Below are 17,217 nucleotides of genomic sequence, written 5' to 3'. Positions count from 1 at the left end.
GTAAATTTCAGCGCTTCAGAAGCGACATCATCGCAGGCACGCCGCACGCAGCGAGCGCCAGCTTCACAAGGTCGCCAACGATAAATGCGCCGAAGCCGAAGGCAATGGCCTTTTCCAGACCGAAGAGATAGGCCATCCAGCCAGCGCCCATCAGCAGGATGACGGCTTCCGCGAGCAGCATAGCACCGCCGAGGGCGAAGGGATTGCGCGCCAGCCCCTTGTCGGCGGCGCGTCCGACGATCCAGGCCGCAGCAAGATAAGACAGGAGGTAGCCGCCCGTCGGGCCGACCATATAGGCAAGGCCGATGCCCTTTTCCGGCGTGCCGGTGAAGACAGGCATGCCAAGGACGCCTTCAAGCAGATAAAGCGCAACCGTCGCCATGGCGAGCCGCGATCCGTAAAGAGCCGAAATCGCAAAAAGAGCGAAGGTCTGCATCGTCACATTGACGTAGACCAGATCGACCTTGATCTTGGCGGAGATCGTGAGAACGGCCGTTCCGATCAGTGCAAGGCCGACAAACCAGAAAGCGCGGGCCAGTTGACTGGTGGGCAGGTATTCTGCAGAGAGAGAGGCGGTGGCGACGCGAGGCTTTACTCTATGAGGCATATCCAACTCCACTTTTGACGCGGCGGCAGATACCGGAATGAAAACTCCCCGGAACCGACCCCTGACGCGATTTCGGCGCACGTGACTGTTCACGTTTGCAACCCGACTATATAAGGCCTATGCCGTTTCATCAATCAAACCAAAGAAGAATGGAAAGCCGCTTCCATGGCGCTTGTTTTCGACAGCAGTTTCACGCCCCAATATGGGGAACCGGTTGAACTGGGTAAAGGCATTTTGCGCCTCACCGTCAATAATCCGAGCGCTTTCACCTTTCACGGCACCAACAGCTATATCATTGGCACCGATACGCTGGCTGTCATCGACCCCGGCCCGGATAATGACGCGCATTATAACGCCCTGATCGCCGCCATTGCCGGTCGCCCGGTCAGCCACATCTTCGTCAGCCATACCCACCGCGACCACTCGCCTCTCGCGCAGCGGCTGAAGGAAAGCCTTGGCGCGCGCACCGTGGCCGAGGGAGCGCATCGCCCCGCCCGCCCCTATTATGCGGGCGAAGTGAACATGCTCGAAGCAAGCGCCGATACGGACTTCATTCCAGATATCGCACTGGCAGACGGAGGCACGATCGAAGGCGACGGCTGGACTCTCGAAGGCATTCATACCCCCGGACATGCCGCAAATCACATGGCGTTCGGCCTGAAGAATACCGGCGTTCTCTTTTCCGCCGATCATGTCATGGCCTGGGCGACGTCCATTGTTGCACCACCGGACGGCTCCATGAGCGATTACATGGTCTCGCTGGAAAAACTGCTGGCACGCGATGACAAGGTCTATCTGCCGGGCCATGGCGGGGCCGTCACCAAGCCTGCTGCTTTCGTTCGCGGCCTGCGTGCGCATCGCAAGATGCGCGAACGGGCCATCTTCGAGCGCGTCCTGCAAGGCGACAGGACGATCGGCGACATGGTGAAGGCCATCTATCGCGATACCGATCCGCGACTGCATGGTGCCGCAGCACTGTCCGTGCTGGCGCATCTGGAAGATCTGGTCGGACGCGGAGAGGTGAAGACCGACGACCACCCATCGCTCGACAGTATCTATATTCGCGGCTGATCATTCCACGTCGGCTGGAGCCTTGTTGACTTCACCTTCCAGCGCGCCCAGAAAATCGGTGATGAAGGCCGCATTCTGCCCCATGTCGCGTTTGCCATAACGCGACAGCGAACGCACATCCACATAGGTGGTTTCGCCTTCATCGAGCAGCCGGATCACGATATCGCTCTTGAGGCCCAGAATGAAACTGTGCGCCGTTGCGACAAACCGCGTTGCACTCTGCTCCGGCGAGGGAGCATCATGCGCGATCACCTGCCATCCGAATGTCTTGAAAACCGTTCTGACACCTTGCGCGATACGATCCGGGGCGGCTTCATAGCGGCGTCCGACCACATCGGGATAGGCCGTCAACTGGGTCAGCGCATCGCCGCTCACCGCCACCGTCAGCGGGTTCATCCATTGCAGGCGTGACGGCATGTCGGGCGGAAATTGCGGTGGCGTCTCAAAGTCGGTCGAGAGGTCGTAGAGCGGTGGGGACGTGTACCACAGTGCTGCCACCAGCCCGACCGGCAGCAACACGGCAAAAGCGAACAGGCCGCCCCCGAAAGATCGCGCACCGCCCTTGTCGCCATTGACCCAGAGATTGCGAAAGCCTTTTGCGGCGCAGAGCAGAGCCAGTGCCGCGAGCGCGGTACTCAATCCGGCAAGCAGCACCAGATCGGGCGTCTCGAGCTTCCAGAAGCGGTGCAGAAGAAATGCCATCGCAAGCAAAACAACTGCAAAAATGCCAAGCCGAAGCGACCATACCGCAGAGCGCGACTGACGCCGCTGGTAGCGAAGTTTTCTCATATGGTCTCCCAGACAGCAGTCCCAGGAAAACTGTCTCAACCGGAAAAGGCCCAGACCGCTTCCCGTTGAATGGAATCATGGGAGCGCCCTGTCTCTGTGTTTTCAGGCAATATGAATAGCAGAGAGATTTTCGCTCGGCAAAACCTCAACGCGGAAATTCAGATGCCCCGCCTGCTGCATTGCATGGCGGGGGATTTTTCCTCGGTGACGCCGTTTAGAGCGAGTCCGGTCAAAACTAGAGTTGCCGGAACCGCCCTAACTATTTGTTTCGCCGCATTATCCTGCGCATCGAAGCGGGTTAAGAAATCAGTCCAGTGAACTGATTTCCCCGCGTAGACGCTTCGCACTTTTGCTGGAAATGCTCTAATAGCGCGCGTCTTTCGGCTTTTTCGTATTCGGCCAGTCCTTCACCTTTCCGGCGAAATCAGGACGCGGCATGTGGGTGAAATATTCCGACACGTCGATAGCTTCCTGATCGGTCAGCACACCGCCCTGCCCGATGGGCAGATTGTAATTCTGGGCAGGCGGCATCGCATATTTGACGAATTGCGCCGCCTTGTAAGTGCGGGCCAGTCCGGCCCCCGATATTGAAGCTTTCGTCGCCCCATAGCGGCGGAAAGATATAATCGCCAGACTGGTCCTTCATGCCTTCTCCGTCAGCACCATGGCAGGTGGAGCATTGTGCAGCGTAGATTCTCGCACCATTGACCGGATCGGGAACAAGGCTTTCATCGATGGGCCCGGCATTGCGTATCGCCACCTTCGTGCCCTTCTTCACGTCTTGCCGCAGCCAGTCCATATAGGCGACCATCGCCCTCATATCGGCACCATCCGGCGGCAGCGGCTTGCCGTTCATCGAACGCTGGAAGCAGCCGTTGATGCGCATCACCAGATCGACTTCCTTGCCCGCGCGGGGCATGACGGCGGGATAGAAATTGCTGGTGTTGATATAGGATGCAACATTGTCCATCTTGCCCTGCCCCATGTGGCAGGAGTTGCAGTTCAGGCCATTGCCGACATTGTCGGGCAGAAGCCGCGCCGTTTCGTTGAGCAACCGCTTGCCATGCATGATTTCGGGCGCGTTCGGCTGCTTTAGAATGTCCCGGTCCGGGGGAATGACATAGGTTCCGACCTGGTTCTTGTCCTTGTCGAGTACCGCATAGGCCTTGGGAGCCGGAGCGTCCAGCGAAGGCCGCAGATGATTGAAAAGGAAAGCACTGCCCGTTACTGCCGCGGCAAACCCCACACCAAGAACGATAATCGTACTGGTTTTCATTGCTTGTTCTCCGGAACATAGTGGACGGGCTTGTGAGCGATTTCACGCCGCATGCGCGCGATGTCCTGTTCTGTTATGGCGGCCCCGTGGTTGCCCCAGCCATTGCGAATGAAGTTCAGGATTTCGGCGACCTGCCAGTTGGGAAGATCGGCAAAGCCCGGCATGGTGAAGGCCATCCTGTCCGCTGGCGTGTCCGGCGTCCTGCCTCCGGTCAGCGTGACCTGAATGAGCGAGCTTGGATCGTCGGCAAAGACGATCGAGTTGCCGGCAAGTGCGGGATAGATGCGCGGCGCGCCCTTACCGTCCATGCGATGACAGACCGAACATTGCTCGACATAGGACAGGGCACCCGGCGCAGTGAAGTCTCCCGCCTTGAGAGCAGCCGTCGTCACGTCTTCCTTCGGCTGCCATTCGCGTGCACGACCTTCGCTTGGCGCCAGCGATTTCAGGTAGCGGGCAATCGCCCGCAAATCGTCTTCCGCAAGATGCTGGGTCGAATGCTGCACGACATCGGCCATCGAGCCGAATGCCGCGGTGCGATCGGTACGTCCGGTCTTGAGGAAGGTGACAATCTCGTCTTCGGCCCATGTCGAGAGACCGGTATCCTGATCGCGCAGGTTTTTCGCATACCAGCCTTCCAGAACCGAACCGGAGAGGAACTTGCCTTTCGGATCGTTTTTCACCGCTTTTTCTTCATAGGCGAGACCCCGTGGCGTATGACACGCTCCGCAATGGCCAAGCCCTTCGACCAGATAGGCGCCGCGGGCGATCACGGGATCGGTATCGGCCGCAATTTCGAACGGACGCGAGTTTCCAAAGAAAAGCTGCCAGTAGGCGAGCGGCCAGCGCATGTTGGTCGGCCATGGCAAGGTGCTGGGCTGGTTATCCTGCTGGACCGACTGCACCTTCGACATGAAGAAAGCATAAAGCGCTTTCATGTCCTCATCATTCACCACCGTATAGGAGACGAACGGCATTGCGGGATAAAGATGGACATTATCCCGCCGCACCCCTTGCCGCACCGCACGCTCGAAATCGGCATAGCTATAGCTGCCGATACCGGTTTTGCTGTCCGGCGTGATGTTGGTGGAGTAAATCGTGCCAAGCGGCGTCTGCATGCCGAGCCCGCCCGCAAAAGCCTTGCCCCCCGGTGCCGTATGGCAGGCAGCGCAATCGCCCGCATGAGCAACATACTCGCCCTTTTGGATCAAAGCCTTGTCGGTGACATCGACGGCGCTTTCCTGTCGGGCCGTCAGCCAATGGGGCGTTGAAAGCGCAAAGAGCCAGGCTGCGGCTAGCGCACCCGCGCCGCCGACCGCCGCTTTCCAGATCAGTTTCATGTGCCCTCCGACACCAATTCCCTTGTGATGAGGAGAACGTCGAAGATTCGGGATGAAAGAGCATTGACCGCGATCAAAACCTACCGGGCCCAATGTTTAGCGATCTATGAAATCAACAGCTAATACACGTTTAGCGTGCTTGATAGACAAGGCAAATCGCATTAGGGGCAGCACCCTCCCCGGGCGCAGTTCAATCAGATTACGGCTCATCAGGACTGCAATTGTTTGTTCAACGCGCATCATATCCGAAAACAGTTTTGCACTTTTCGGGATGCGTTCTTAGCCTGCAAAGATCACCAGCTTTAAGAATAAGTGAAAAAAAGCTAGGTAAATCAAATAAAAAGGCATTGCAGCAACCGCTAACAGAAGGCATGATTGCGCACATGGGGGCAGATATTGCAATCGTCGGAGAGGACGGAATGGATCGCGCCCTTCAAAATGGCAGCCCGTTATCGGACGGGACAACCCCAGACGATATGATGACGCTTGAAGCCGTCGAACTGGAGTTCGCGCTTGGGGCCATCGACGTCCTGATCGAAGGTTTCGACTCCGCGCTTGCCAAAGCCGCCGAACGTGTGGGCGGTGAAGTTCTGTTCAACATGCCGGCGCTGGACACCAGCGAAGCGCAACGTATCGGGGCAATTGCCATCGCCGGGCAACCGGAGGACCAGGTCATATTCGTCACGTTGCGCAATGACGGCACAACATTGTCAGTCGAGCCGCCGACCGGCGAGAATGCCGTTTTCGAAAGCCTCGGCCGCAACTATGCAGCCGTCATGAAAAGTCTTTCCCCGAAGGAAAAAGTAAACGGCGCCTGAGCCAGTCATGCAGCCTATTTCGGTGCCGCCTGCTTTGGAACGTCCGCGTGAAGGTTGTGCGGTGCGACCGGGTTGAGCGTCATGGTCGTCTCGACCTCCTTGAGACGCACGAATTTCATCCCCTTCGCTTTCAGGGCCAGCACGCCTTTGACCACGCCCTCGCCCGCCGAACGCGACGGCTGGTTGATATGCGAAATGATGACGTCACCGTCCAGGGCGGCGGCGATGCGGCGCTCGACCGCAGGCGCCATCAGGGAGGCACCCTGATCGCCATTCAATGAATAACCGCCGATCTTGTAGCCCATGCTTGCCGCCAGCTTGACGGCATCGGTCGAATAACGGGCCGTCGCATCGCGATACCAGACGGGCTTCGACATTCCTGCATCCGTGATTGCCGTCGCACCGGCGTCGATCTCCAGTTGGACCGCCTCAAGCGAGCCCGCCGTCTTGATCCCGTACATCCTGGGCTCATTGGTGATGGCCGGAATATGCATCGCACCATGATTTTCGATATCGAAAAGATCGGCATTGGCTTTGAGAACCGCCACGGCGGCAGGGTTCTGTTTTATCCATCGGCCCGTCACGAAGATCGTTGCCGGAATCCGGTTCTGAACCAGCATGTCGAGTATACGGTGGTCGGTCTTGCCCATGCAGGCATCAAGCGTCAACGCCACCTGCGGTGACGCGGCACCGCCGCGCGCAATATGCAATTGCGGTTCGACAACCCTGATCGTGTCGTGGCGGGCCTTGTTCTGCACGCGCTCCTGCGGCGAGATATCATAGGCGCTGGCCATGCTGGTCGCGATGAGGATGGCGGCTCCAGCCGCGGCGATACAACGAAACATGATTACGTTTTCTGAAAATTGCTTGGCCACCGGGGCATTACTCCGGCAGCTAAGCCAAATTGTGGCGTATTGTCAAACCTTGCGCACAGCCGACTGCGCAGCCGCAAGACGGGCAATCGGCACCCGGAACGGCGAACAGGACACATAGTCGAGACCTGTCTTTTCGCAGAAGGCAATCGACGCCGGATCGCCGCCATGCTCGCCGCAGATACCGAGCTTGATATTGTTGCGGGTTTTTCGTCCGCGCTCGGCAGCAATTTCGACCAGTTCACCGACGCCTTCCAGATCGAGCGACACGAACGGATCCTGTTCGATCACGCCACGTTGCTGATAGGACGTCAGGAAGGATGAAGCATCGTCGCGCGAAATGCCGAATGTGGTCTGCGTCAAATCGTTGGTGCCGAACGAAAAGAACTCGGCGGTTTCGGCGATTTCGGCTGCGCGCAGGGCGGCACGCGGCAGTTCGATCATCGTGCCGACCATATAGTCGATCTTGATGCCCGCCTCGCTCATGACATCCTGGGCAACAGCATCGATGCGCGCCTTGACGAAATCAAGCTCGGCTTTCAATCCGACCAGCGGCACCATCACTTCCGGCACGACAGGCTCGCCCGTTTTCTTGCCAGCCTCAACGGCTGCTTCAAAAATCGCCCGCGCCTGCATTTCCGCGATTTCAGGGTAGGATACAGCCAGACGGCAGCCGCGATGACCCAGCATCGGGTTAAACTCATGCAGACTGTCGGCGCGTTCGCGAAGCTTTGCGCTATCCACGCCCATCGACCGCGCAACTTCTGCCACTTCCTCATCCGTATGCGGCAGGAACTCGTGCAATGGCGGGTCGAGCAGGCGGATCGTGACAGGCAGGCCCTTCATGATCTCGAAAAGCTCGACAAAGTCCGAACGCTGCATCGGCAGAAGCTTGGCCAGCGCTACGCGCCGCCCTTCTTCATTGTCAGCCAAAATCATCTCACGCATGGCGACGATGCGGCTTCCCTCGAAGAACATGTGCTCGGTGCGGCACAGCCCGATACCCTCCGCGCCGAAGGAACGCGCCGTGCGGGCATCTGCCGGTGTCTCGGCATTGGCGCGAATTTTCATCCGGCGGGTGCGGTCAGCCCATTCCATCAGCTTGCCGAAATCTCCGGAAAGCTCCGGCTGCAACATGGCGACCGCACCTTTGAGAACCTGCCCGGTGCCGCCATCGACGGTAACCACATCGCCCTTCTTGAAGCTCTGGCCCGCCGCAAGCATGACGCCGTTGCGATAATCCACGCGAAGCGACCCGGCACCCGAAACACATGGCTTGCCCATGCCGCGAGCAACAACCGCCGCGTGGCTGGTCATGCCGCCGCGCGTCGTCAGAATGCCTTCCGCCGCATGCATGCCGTGAATGTCTTCCGGGCTGGTTTCGATGCGAACGAGAATGACCTTGCGGCCTTCCGATTTTGCCTGTTCGGCGTCTTCCGACGAGAAGACGATTTCACCCGTCGCGGCCCCCGGCGATGCCGGCAGTCCCTGACCGATCACCTGACGCTCGGCGCGCGGGTCGATGGTCGGGTGCAGAAGCTGGTCGAGCGCTGCCGGATCGACACGCAGAACCGCTTCTTCCTGCGTGATAAGGCCTTCGCCTGCCATTTCCACGGCCATTTTCAACGCAGCCTTTGCGGTGCGCTTGCCCGAGCGGGTCTGGAGCATCCACAATTTGCCGCGCTCGATGGTGAATTCGAGATCCTGCATGTCGCGATAATGCTGTTCCAGCCGATCGGCGACCTTGAGGAATTCGGCAAAGGCTTCTGGCATCACCTTTTCAAGCGATGGCTTGTCGGAACCGGCAGCAATTCGCGCTTCTTCGGTGATATTCTGTGGCGTGCGGATACCGGCCACCACATCTTCACCCTGCGCATTGACGAGGAACTCGCCGTAAAGCTTCTTTTCGCCCGTCGAAGGATTGCGTGTGAACGCAACGCCGGTGGCAGAGGTTTCGCCCATATTGCCGAACACCATGGCCTGCACATTGACCGCCGTGCCCCAAGCCGCCGGAATGTTATGCAGGCGCCGGTAGGTGATGGCGCGCGCATTCATCCAGCTCGAGAAGACGGCGCCGATGGCGCCCCAAAGTTGTTCTCGCGGGTCCTGCGGGAAAGGCTGTCCGAGTTCCTCCTCGACCTTCGCCTTGTAGGAACCGATGACATCCTTCCAGTCTTCTGCCGTCAGGGCCGTATCGACATCGACACCGAGATCGGCCTTCTTGTCTTCGAGAATTTCTTCAAAAAAGCCGTGGTCGACACCCAGCACGACATCGGAATACATCTGGATGAAACGGCGGTAGCTGTCATAGGCAAAGCGCTCATCGCGCGCCTCGCGGGCAATGGCCTGCACGGTCTCGTCGTTAAGACCAAGGTTGAGCACTGTATCCATCATGCCCGGCATGGAAGCCCGGGCGCCGGAGCGCACTGACACCAGAAGCGGCTTTTCGGCATCGCCGAAATTGCGCCCCGTCACCTTCGCGATATGGGCAAGCGCCGCCTGAACCTGGTCGTTCAATTCGGATGGATAGGACCGGTCGTGATCGTAATAATAGGTGCAGACTTCGGTCGTAATGGTAAAGCCAGGAGGCACTGGCAGACCAAGGCTGCTCATTTCTGCCAGGTTCGCTCCCTTGCCGCCGAGAAGATTACGGTCGCTTGCCGCGCCTTCTGCCTTGCCGTCGCCGAACGTGTACACCCACTTCGCCATCATGGCCTCCTTGATGCAGGATCGGCTCATAAACGGCTTGCAACAATTGCAAGCACTCCCAGAACCTGCTTCCCGTTGCTTATGCGATCCGTAAGGCTACTGCCAACCAAAAAAGATGAGCCGCGACAATAGAATCGATTTGAGGCGGACTTAGCCAGTAGAAGAACACAACGGATTGGCATTACTGATCACGTGCACTGGGACCAAGGCAATGCAAATCAAAGCTAAAACGCTCAATGTAACGAAGATTGAAAGGAGCAATCCCGTTCACCGAGTGATCCGAAAATGCTTGCAGGCAGCAAAAAACGGCACCTACGAGAGCCATCCATCAAGAAGCCAACTCTTTTCCCACCGGCAAAGATTCTCATCTCACTAGTGCTGGAAAAAAGTAATTGTTAACGGAGTTCAAAATTAGCGCCTATTCATATCAGTAGCTGGAAACAGACGAGCGTTGACCAGATAGTTTATGAAGGGATCTTTGTCAAAACTTTGCAATCGTTTAGTTGATCCCCCTCATTGAATTTTGCATCTTGTACCGACACGCAAATCGTTCGTCCGAATTTCAAACTGACAGGTGCACCCCGTGCTAATGAAAGACCGTATCGATCACCTGCCCCACGTCAAGCAGCACGAGTTGCAGCGTGTTTTAGAGATTCTTTTTGAGGAGTTCGACGACGCACTCAAAGAAGGTTCAGCTGAGTTTAAAAAACGCGGTCGGATTCTGAAAATTATTCTGTTCGGATCATATGCACGCGGCACACAGGTTGACGAACCGCACACTGGCAAAGGCTACCGTTCAGATTTCGATCTGTTGATTATCGTCAACAACCGAAAATTGGCCGAATTCGAAACATATTGGCATAAAGCGGAGGACCGGTTGATGCGGCTTCGCGATGTACAAACACCTGTGAACTTTATCGTGCACTCGCTCCGGGAGGTAAACACACGAATTAAGGAAGGGCGATATTTCTTTACGGACATCCGTCGGGAAGGCATCGTGCTTTACGAACTCGAGCCCGAGCCGCTCGCGCAACCGGGAACTCCCAATCCCGATGATGCCTATCGGGTTGCAAAGGAGTACTTCGATGATCGACTACCGCATGCACAGAGTTTTACGGAAGGTGCAGAGTTCTATCTTGGGAAAGGCAGGTTCAAAGAAGGGGCGTTTTTGCTACACCAAGCGATCGAGCAAGCCTATTCAACTTTTCTGCTGGTCACCACGAATTACTCACCTGCCTCGCACAATCTGAAATTTCTACGTCGACTGTCCGAAGGGCAGCAGAACGAACTTGCCAAAGCCTGGCCCCAGGACCAACAGCGTTACAAAGCCTGGTTCAATATCGTCAACGAAGCTTATGTGAAGGCGCGCTATTCGCCGCATTTTGACATCACTGAGGAAGCGCTGCTCTGGCTCCTGAAGCAGACAAACCTGCTCATCGCCCAAATAGAGCAACTGTGTTCTCAACATCTGGATAAAATGAGAGCAACTTAGGTTTTATATCAAATGGAGAACGACTGACAAAGCTGGTCTCTCGCTTTCTGGAATTTATAATGCCTTGTCCAGAGATCTTGCAACTGTCGACAAACTTAGAAGACTTCCCAACCGTTTTAACAGAAAATCTCGGATGTCGGGGCTCGCTTTCGACTTAACGCGAGAAAATCTGCTCCGGGTTGATGTTGCGTTGCCTGCGTTCTGTCATGACGCATTGGCTTTCTTGGAAGCGAACTAGTTGCTGCAAAATCTTCAACTTGTCCTGAAGCCCCTCGAAGACGGAATGTTGTGCCGGAGGCACGCGACTGATGGTTTCACTGTCGCCGCGCAGGATTGCGTTGCGCCCGAATCTAAGATCAAGGGCGCGGCTGACGCTTGTAAACTCCTGACGAATATGCGGCTCGAGCGAACCGACGAGGACGTCAAGCCGCGCGGTCTTCTTTTGCATCGCAGTTGTGATGCGACGGAGTTCTTCGCCGGCTTCTTCTGACAACCCGGGAATTGCGGTTGCCATCTGCTGACGCTCTGCGGCGATTGCTGTTGTTGCAGCCTTCAGGGCTGAGGCCCAGCCCGATCCCAGCGAGCGGACACTCGCCTGCACATCCGGCACGGCTTCCAGTGCTGTCTTTCGCTCGCGGCCAACGGCCAGAAGCCTGTCCCTCAGCCGACCAGAGCCGCGCAGGGCACCATAGGCCGCAGGATCATTGGCAATGGCTGCCGCAATCCGATCACCGGCAATGCCTTTCCGGATCAGTGTCTCGATCGTTTCAACAGCATTGGCAGGTTCACGCCAGATCCGCATTGCTGTTTCAGCAAGCAGCGAGCGGTTGTGAACATGGAGAGCGGCTTTTGAAGCTCTTTCGCGCGCCTCAACCTCGACCGGGGTCGTAAACTCTGTCACGGCGGCAAGCAGCGGCGGTATGTTGCAGGCTTTCGAGCCCTGCCCGATATTGTCAGTCGGCCGGGTCCGGGACGAACCCGGAGAATTTCGATCCAGGGACATCGGGGCTGTCGGATTCTGCATGGGGAATCTTCCGGATTGCCTCTCATGATAAGAAACCCTGCGTTCCCGATCGATTGCCAAACCGAGCGCCGCACCTGCCCGCTCCCAGAGATTTGCCACCTGCTGGCGCTTTTGCGCCAGCCACGCCATCTGGCGTCTTGCTCCTGTCCCTGTGTCAGCGGCAATCCCGCCAAGTAGTTCAATGCCACGCCTGCGGGCAAAGTCCTGGACATGTGCCTGGTAGCCAGCCTCGCCAGCAAAATCCAGCGTCGTGGTTTTGGCGCCCGAGCGCCCGAGGCGTTTGGACAGTTGCCGGAACAATTCCGATGTATGGCTTTCCCCTTCAATGCTTTTGCGGCGGACATCTGTGGCTTCATGCAGCTTCGCCGTCCAGACATTGCGTTCGACCGTGCGCTCCTCAAAGCGCCTTTCACCGCCTTTCGCATCAGGAACTGCAATTTTTACCTTCACGGTCTCCACGCCATCCTTGCGAAGCGTGACCGTATCACATCTGGAAGCTCCCGCAGCCGACAGGACTGCCGGCAGACCGACACCCCGGAAGCGATGGATCTTCCCGCCCTCAACCTTCAGATCAGCATAGGGCGTATCATTCGTACCCTCATCCCCGGGCCGGAATTTTGTCACCCCGGTTTCGACCAGTTCGCCGGTAATACCCTTCGCATGGTCAACAGGGGCCTTGTCCTCTCGTCGGGGCCTGAAGTCCTCGCGTGCAGCATAAAGATCAGCCCTGTGACGATGACGGGTCATGGACACATAGGTCAGATGCCTGTCCATCATGCCGCTGGCAAGCACAAGGGTCCGGTCGACAGTCGCGCCCTGGGACTTGTGGATGGTCACGGCATAGCCGTGATCGATGTTGCGATAACTGTCCTCACTGAGAACAATCTCGCCGCCGCTGTCGAGCCGGACAGAAAGAAGCGGCGCGCGGAGCGCGTTGCCGGTGGAGACCACCGTGCCGAACATGCCGTTCCTGACATATTGCGGACTGTTTCCTCTTGCACGCGGCTCGAGGAAACGGGCGTTCTCGAGAAAGATGATCCGGTCGCCTGCCGCAAACTCCCGCATGCCCCGCTCTGTCCGGAAGCTGCGCGCGCCATCGAGCGCTCCCTCTTCCCGCATCACCTTGCGCAAGGCTTCATTCAGCCTGTGGACATCCCTGTTGGTGTGCGCCAGCACCAGCAACGCATCACCCCGCAACTGGCCACCACCATTTGATGCTGCAATCCCCGTCCCGGGCTGCACGCCTCGTCCCGGCTGTGATGGCGTGATCAGTTTCCGCCGTGCATCCGTCCAGTCCCTGACCAGACGCCCGATCAGTGCATCCCGGGTTTCCGCCTCGACCAGATGCCCGCGTCTGGCGTAAATTTCCAGCCCCGCCCCGGTCCTCCCGCGAGCAAACAGTTTTGAGGCATCGCGTGCCCATTGATCCTGTTGCCGGCGCACACCGGCAAGTTCGGCGGAACCGATCCGCTCCGATATTGCCCGGAAAGCCGCACCGGCCCCGATCGGCTGAAGCTGCATGGCATCGCCGACCAGAACAACCTTTGCGCCAGCCTTTTCTGCGGCATCCAGCACACGTGCCATTTGCAACGAGGAGACCATGCCTGCCTCGTCGATGACGAGGATGTCACCGCGCATCAGCTGATCGCGCCCGTTATTCCAGGCATGCTCCCACGCGGCAAGCGTTCGCGACCTGATACCGGAACTCTCCTCCAGCCCCTCGGCAGCCTTGCCGGAAAGTGCCGCGCCCAGGACGCGATGATGTCCGCTTTCCCAGGCAAGGCGCGCAGCTGCAAGCAATGTCGACTTGCCCGTACCGGCAAGACCGACGACAGCAGCGATACCGCTGTCGCCCGTTACATGCTGAATGGCTTCAATCTGCCCGGGATCCAGCCTGAACGGCTTCAGTGGATTGTCCGCTTCGACGAAACGCACTGCGCCTGCGCGCCCAGCGTCCGAAATCCCGAAACCCTTCCTCCCAGACAGGATATCGGCTGAACGCATCATGTCATGTTCGGTGCGCAGGATCTTTCGGGTGGTGAAGATTGCCGGTTCCCTTGTCTCGCCAGTCACCCGGCCATTCACACGACCAGTCATCGAGCCAGTCATCGGGCCGGCCTGCTGCGGGTTGAGGAGCACCAGATCGGGAGAGGCCATCAGTCGTGCACGGATATTGGCAAAGTCTGCCGGATCATCGACATAGCGGTGGATGACCCTTGCGATATCCTTCTCGTCAAAGGTGGAGCGCTCATTGCCAAGCTGTCTGAGGAGAGGCTCTGGATCGGCAAGCAGCCGGGCGGTCATTTTGCGTCGGCGCGCCAGATCGGCAGGTGCAAAATACATCTCGACGCCCTTGCGCATCATCGCCGACTTTCCGGGTCCCAGATGCCTCTGGGCAATCCCGTCAAGTCCCTGTTCGGCATGGGAACGACCGTCAAGGCGGATGTCACGGCCAGCAAGTGCCAGATAACGGCTGGCTGTTTGCGCCCAGGCGATCTTCCACGCCTTCATTGTCTCCCTGTTGCCGGCCCAACACGTATAAACAATATCCCCGTTATGGCGATTTGATTTTACCTCACGTAGTGGCTTCCCGTCGGGTCGGCGAACCGGCATATATTTGGGACCAAACCCTTCTTCCGTCAGCGGCCTCAATGCGGTCATCAGGTGGATATGAGGATTGCCGCCCTTATCGTGATAGACCCAGTCAGCGATCATACCCTTCGAAGTCAGATTGTCCCGGATGAACTCCTGAACCAAACCGATATTCTCCACCCGCCTCAGTTCCTCCGGCAGCGCGATGATCAACTCACGGGCGAGTTGTGCATCCACCCGCGTATCAAATGCATCGACAGCATTCCACAGTGTCTCGCTTGCCGCAGCCACCGTTTTCCCCTCGATAGCAGTCTGCAGCCACGCTGGAATATCTTCCGGCAGCGCCAGTTCTTCATGGACCAAATCATCGTCGCCGCCGCGATAGCTAAACAATGTTCCGGTCTGTTCGTCTCTCATCCGGGTGCGGTGCCGATAGGCGGCAGCCGAGATGATGTTGCGTCCCGCTCCCCTGCCGATCATCTGTGCTCGCATGAACATGATTGCCACAACGTTCTCCTGTTCACATGACAACGCCAGCGAGTGGGCTCCACCCAGACAAAGTCCGAAGAAAATCTCATAGGAAACGTCACCAACGTTGACCATTGACGCGATTAGACTATATATATTCTATATAGTCAAATGGTAGCGTTCTTTCTGGCAATGCGGCCACTTCTGAGCACTACTGATTGAACTTACAAACCATCCAAATACGCAAACATGGCGATATTCATACAGTTACTTCAATCAGAGTTTCTTTATGTATCAACAGACAAGCAGAGAGCACACTCGCAAATCTAATCGCGCGGAATCCAGATTGTACCCCGGTTCAATACCGCTCGCGGAAAACCCAGTTTTGACTAGCAATTGCGGTTCGTGCACAGCTATCAACAGCTAATCAAAGTTTCTTCGAGCTGATGGAACTGGCCGAGACAACAGGCAGCATCAACGCGCGTTGGCTTGCACTATGCCGGCAAAACGCTTTTATAAGCCCTGTCTAGACGGAACCAAAAATTTAGTCTTGCTCCTGCGCCTTGACAAAACGCGCAGCTTTCGGTCAAATTGGAACAAAAAATGAACATTATGGACAAATGCAATGCGTATCACAGGAAAGCTCGACTATCTCGAAATGCCGGCTGGAAACGGATCGCTCGATGCGACCAAGAGCTTCTACGCGCGCGCTTTCGGCTGGTCTTTTGTCGATTACGGCCCAACCTATTCCGCCTTTTCAGAAGGATTGGACGGCGGTTTTGATGCCGACAGAGAGGCCACCGCGAAGCCATTGCCCGTCCTCTATGCCACAAGGCTGGAAGAAACGCTGGCTTCCGTGACAGAAGCGGGTGGAACGATTGTGAAACCCATTTTTGCCTTCCCGGGCGGACGTCGCTTTCATTTCACCGACCCTGCTGGCAACGAACTTGCGGTCTGGAGCGACAAGTAGCCTGCCAAGGAGCGATGCCAGCAAGGTTGACAGGGTTGGTTCCATGACAATGATGAAGCGCGTTCAATATGATTCACACTGACAGAAATTGGTAAAATGCGTTTCATTCTGCCCTCTATCCTATTGTCCTTTATTGCGGCCCCCGCCTTTTCTGAAACCACGCCCCCTTTGAAAGAAGATGCGCCGCTCAGCCGCTGTGCGGAATTCTTGAAAGGCATGAGCATTGTCGAGAAAGGCAAAGGATTTGCTGTTCGGGATAGCCATGATGGTTGTGTGATCTCAAACGCATTGTTCAGCTCCGGCGATCTGATGAGTTGGGCGTTTGACCGGTTAGAGATTGAAGGCGACCGGCTTCGTGACTTTATGTCCGACACGCCGGATATGGCTTCAAGCCCACCGCAATGGGCGCGTCTGGCCATTGACGGTGTGCGGCTGTCCCTCAAGATCGATGATAAACTGACCAAGTTCATAAGTTCTGTTCAGCAAACGCCGTCTGACTTTACAGCTTCCTACCGTTTCGATCCGAAAGACGGCTATCTGCACATCCAGAATGCCGAGATGAGCAATGTCAGGCTGGGCAAGGTCGCCATTTCAGGTGAATTCAACCTGCCGACCGAATCATCCATCGGTCAACTGGCGGCAAATCCGACAGCGACCCTTTCCCGTTTGCACCTGCGTCTTGATAATCAGGGAATATGGGAGAGCCTGATTGTGCCCTCTCTCGCCAACGTGGTCTTCCGCGCTTGGTCAAACGATGATGCAGATCCGGAAACGGCAATCGCTCAGTACATCACTGTGGCAAGTGCGGCAGTACAGGCGATGCCCGACAGCCAGATTGATGCAGAATCGAAAAAGGCATTGCTGCGCTTCATCCAGGACATGCCTAATCCGACTGGCTATTTCGCACTAGATTTGAGCTTTGAAACACCTCTTCCAATCGGTCTGAGCGATTTGTCTCCCGAAAAGCTCGCCCCCCGCGCACTGTCAGATGCAAAAATGAGCGTGAGCTACAAGGCACGTTAGAGCATTTGCAGCAAAAGTGCGAAGTGCGGGGAAATCAGTCCACTGGATTGATTCCAGGCCCCGCTTCGCTGCACAGGCTGATGCGTAAAAACAAAGAGTTACAGCGGCCCCAATGCTCCAATCTTGATTGGAACGGCTGTAATCAGCATTGAAAATGGGCAAGCGG

Annotated in this window: 12 protein-coding genes; 5 read left to right on the top strand and 7 right to left on the bottom strand. The window is 57.0% G+C overall.

Going from position 1 to position 17,217, the window contains the following annotated elements:
* Positions 1 to 7: 7 nt before the first annotated feature.
* Positions 8 to 607, bottom strand: a complete 600-nt coding sequence (locus tag OINT_RS02815) for a biotin transporter BioY (RefSeq protein WP_039852341.1) — start codon at positions 605 to 607, stop codon at positions 8 to 10.
* A gap of 165 nt (positions 608 to 772) precedes the next feature.
* Here OINT_RS02815 and OINT_RS02810 point away from each other — a divergent pair, with 165 nt between their 5' ends.
* Positions 773 to 1,678, top strand: coding sequence for an MBL fold metallo-hydrolase (locus OINT_RS02810; RefSeq protein WP_006466274.1), 906 nt, complete (start codon positions 773 to 775; stop codon positions 1,676 to 1,678).
* Here the strand turns inward: OINT_RS02810 and OINT_RS02805 are convergent, their stop codons facing one another.
* From OINT_RS02805 to OINT_RS02795, 3 genes are all read right to left on the bottom strand, one after another.
* Entirely contained in the window at positions 1,679 to 2,467 is a 789-nt protein-coding gene (locus OINT_RS02805) for a DUF1499 domain-containing protein (protein ID WP_039852338.1), read from the bottom strand.
* 424 nt (positions 2,468 to 2,891) lie between these two features.
* On the bottom strand, positions 2,892 to 3,743 hold the full coding sequence (locus OINT_RS02800; protein ID WP_006466272.1) for a c-type cytochrome: 852 nt from the start codon (positions 3,741 to 3,743) through the stop codon (positions 2,892 to 2,894).
* Positions 3,740 to 5,083, bottom strand: a complete 1,344-nt coding sequence (locus tag OINT_RS02795) for a c-type cytochrome (RefSeq protein ID WP_039852335.1) — start codon at positions 5,081 to 5,083, stop codon at positions 3,740 to 3,742. Before OINT_RS02795 ends, OINT_RS02800 begins: the two co-directional genes overlap by 4 nt.
* A 419-nt stretch (positions 5,084 to 5,502) precedes the next feature.
* Between OINT_RS02795 and OINT_RS02790 the strand changes: the two genes are divergently transcribed.
* Positions 5,503 to 5,901, top strand: coding sequence for a hypothetical protein (locus tag OINT_RS02790; protein WP_006473135.1), 399 nt, complete (start codon positions 5,503 to 5,505; stop codon positions 5,899 to 5,901).
* Between the two features lie 14 nt (positions 5,902 to 5,915).
* On the opposite strand, the gene OINT_RS02785 is transcribed toward OINT_RS02790, so the two are convergent.
* Both OINT_RS02785 and ppdK read right to left on the bottom strand, forming a co-directional pair.
* Positions 5,916 to 6,746 (bottom strand): polysaccharide deacetylase family protein, encoded by an 831-nt coding sequence (locus OINT_RS02785; RefSeq protein WP_039852878.1) that lies wholly within the window; start codon positions 6,744 to 6,746, stop codon positions 5,916 to 5,918.
* A gap of 72 nt (positions 6,747 to 6,818) precedes the next feature.
* On the bottom strand, positions 6,819 to 9,482 hold the full coding sequence (gene ppdK / locus OINT_RS02780; protein ID WP_025091641.1) for a pyruvate, phosphate dikinase: 2,664 nt from the start codon (positions 9,480 to 9,482) through the stop codon (positions 6,819 to 6,821).
* 589 nt (positions 9,483 to 10,071) lie between these two features.
* Between ppdK and OINT_RS02775 the strand changes: the two genes are divergently transcribed.
* Complete coding sequence (locus OINT_RS02775) at positions 10,072 to 10,974, top strand: nucleotidyltransferase and HEPN domain-containing protein (protein ID WP_025091640.1); 903 nt, start codon at positions 10,072 to 10,074, stop codon at positions 10,972 to 10,974.
* A gap of 154 nt (positions 10,975 to 11,128) precedes the next feature.
* Here OINT_RS02775 and traA read toward each other — a convergent pair whose 3' ends face one another.
* Positions 11,129 to 15,097 carry a Ti-type conjugative transfer relaxase TraA gene (gene traA / locus OINT_RS02770; RefSeq protein ID WP_039852330.1) on the bottom strand — a complete coding sequence of 1,323 codons (3,969 nt, stop codon included), beginning with the start codon at positions 15,095 to 15,097 and terminating at the stop codon, positions 11,129 to 11,131.
* A gap of 586 nt (positions 15,098 to 15,683) precedes the next feature.
* On the opposite strand from traA, the gene OINT_RS02765 reads away from it, so the two are divergent.
* Both OINT_RS02765 and OINT_RS02760 read left to right on the top strand, forming a co-directional pair.
* Entirely contained in the window at positions 15,684 to 16,028 is a 345-nt protein-coding gene (locus OINT_RS02765; RefSeq protein WP_006466266.1) for a VOC family protein, read from the top strand.
* A gap of 96 nt (positions 16,029 to 16,124) precedes the next feature.
* Positions 16,125 to 17,051, top strand: coding sequence for a hypothetical protein (locus OINT_RS02760; RefSeq protein WP_006466265.1), 927 nt, complete (start codon positions 16,125 to 16,127; stop codon positions 17,049 to 17,051).
* The last annotated feature ends 166 nt before the right edge of the window (positions 17,052 to 17,217 follow it).

It is taken from the genome of Brucella intermedia LMG 3301, assembly GCF_000182645.1.
Taxonomy (GTDB): Bacteria; Pseudomonadota; Alphaproteobacteria; order Rhizobiales; family Rhizobiaceae; genus Brucella; species Brucella intermedia.
Note: the sequence above shows the minus strand (reverse complement) of the source record. Positions and strands in the feature narration are given on the sequence as shown.

What these genes read in the sequence shown, in the direction of transcription:
- OINT_RS02815 (WP_039852341.1), bottom strand. Translation starts at nt 607, where the DNA reads ATGCCTCATAGAGTAAAGCCTCGCGTCGCCACCGCCTCTCTCTCTGCA.
- OINT_RS02810 (WP_006466274.1), top strand. Translation starts at nt 773, where the DNA reads ATGGCGCTTGTTTTCGACAGCAGTTTCACGCCCCAATATGGGGAACCG.
- OINT_RS02805 (WP_039852338.1), bottom strand. Translation starts at nt 2,467, where the DNA reads ATGAGAAAACTTCGCTACCAGCGGCGTCAGTCGCGCTCTGCGGTATGG.
- OINT_RS02800 (WP_006466272.1), bottom strand. Translation starts at nt 3,743, where the DNA reads ATGAAAACCAGTACGATTATCGTTCTTGGTGTGGGGTTTGCCGCGGCA.
- OINT_RS02795 (WP_039852335.1), bottom strand. Translation starts at nt 5,083, where the DNA reads ATGAAACTGATCTGGAAAGCGGCGGTCGGCGGCGCGGGTGCGCTAGCC.
- OINT_RS02790 (WP_006473135.1), top strand. Translation starts at nt 5,503, where the DNA reads ATGGATCGCGCCCTTCAAAATGGCAGCCCGTTATCGGACGGGACAACC.
- OINT_RS02785 (WP_039852878.1), bottom strand. Translation starts at nt 6,746, where the DNA reads ATGTTTCGTTGTATCGCCGCGGCTGGAGCCGCCATCCTCATCGCGACC.
- ppdK (WP_025091641.1), bottom strand. Translation starts at nt 9,482, where the DNA reads ATGGCGAAGTGGGTGTACACGTTCGGCGACGGCAAGGCAGAAGGCGCG.
- OINT_RS02775 (WP_025091640.1), top strand. Translation starts at nt 10,072, where the DNA reads ATGAAAGACCGTATCGATCACCTGCCCCACGTCAAGCAGCACGAGTTG.
- OINT_RS02765 (WP_006466266.1), top strand. Translation starts at nt 15,684, where the DNA reads ATGCGTATCACAGGAAAGCTCGACTATCTCGAAATGCCGGCTGGAAAC.
- OINT_RS02760 (WP_006466265.1), top strand. Translation starts at nt 16,125, where the DNA reads ATGCGTTTCATTCTGCCCTCTATCCTATTGTCCTTTATTGCGGCCCCC.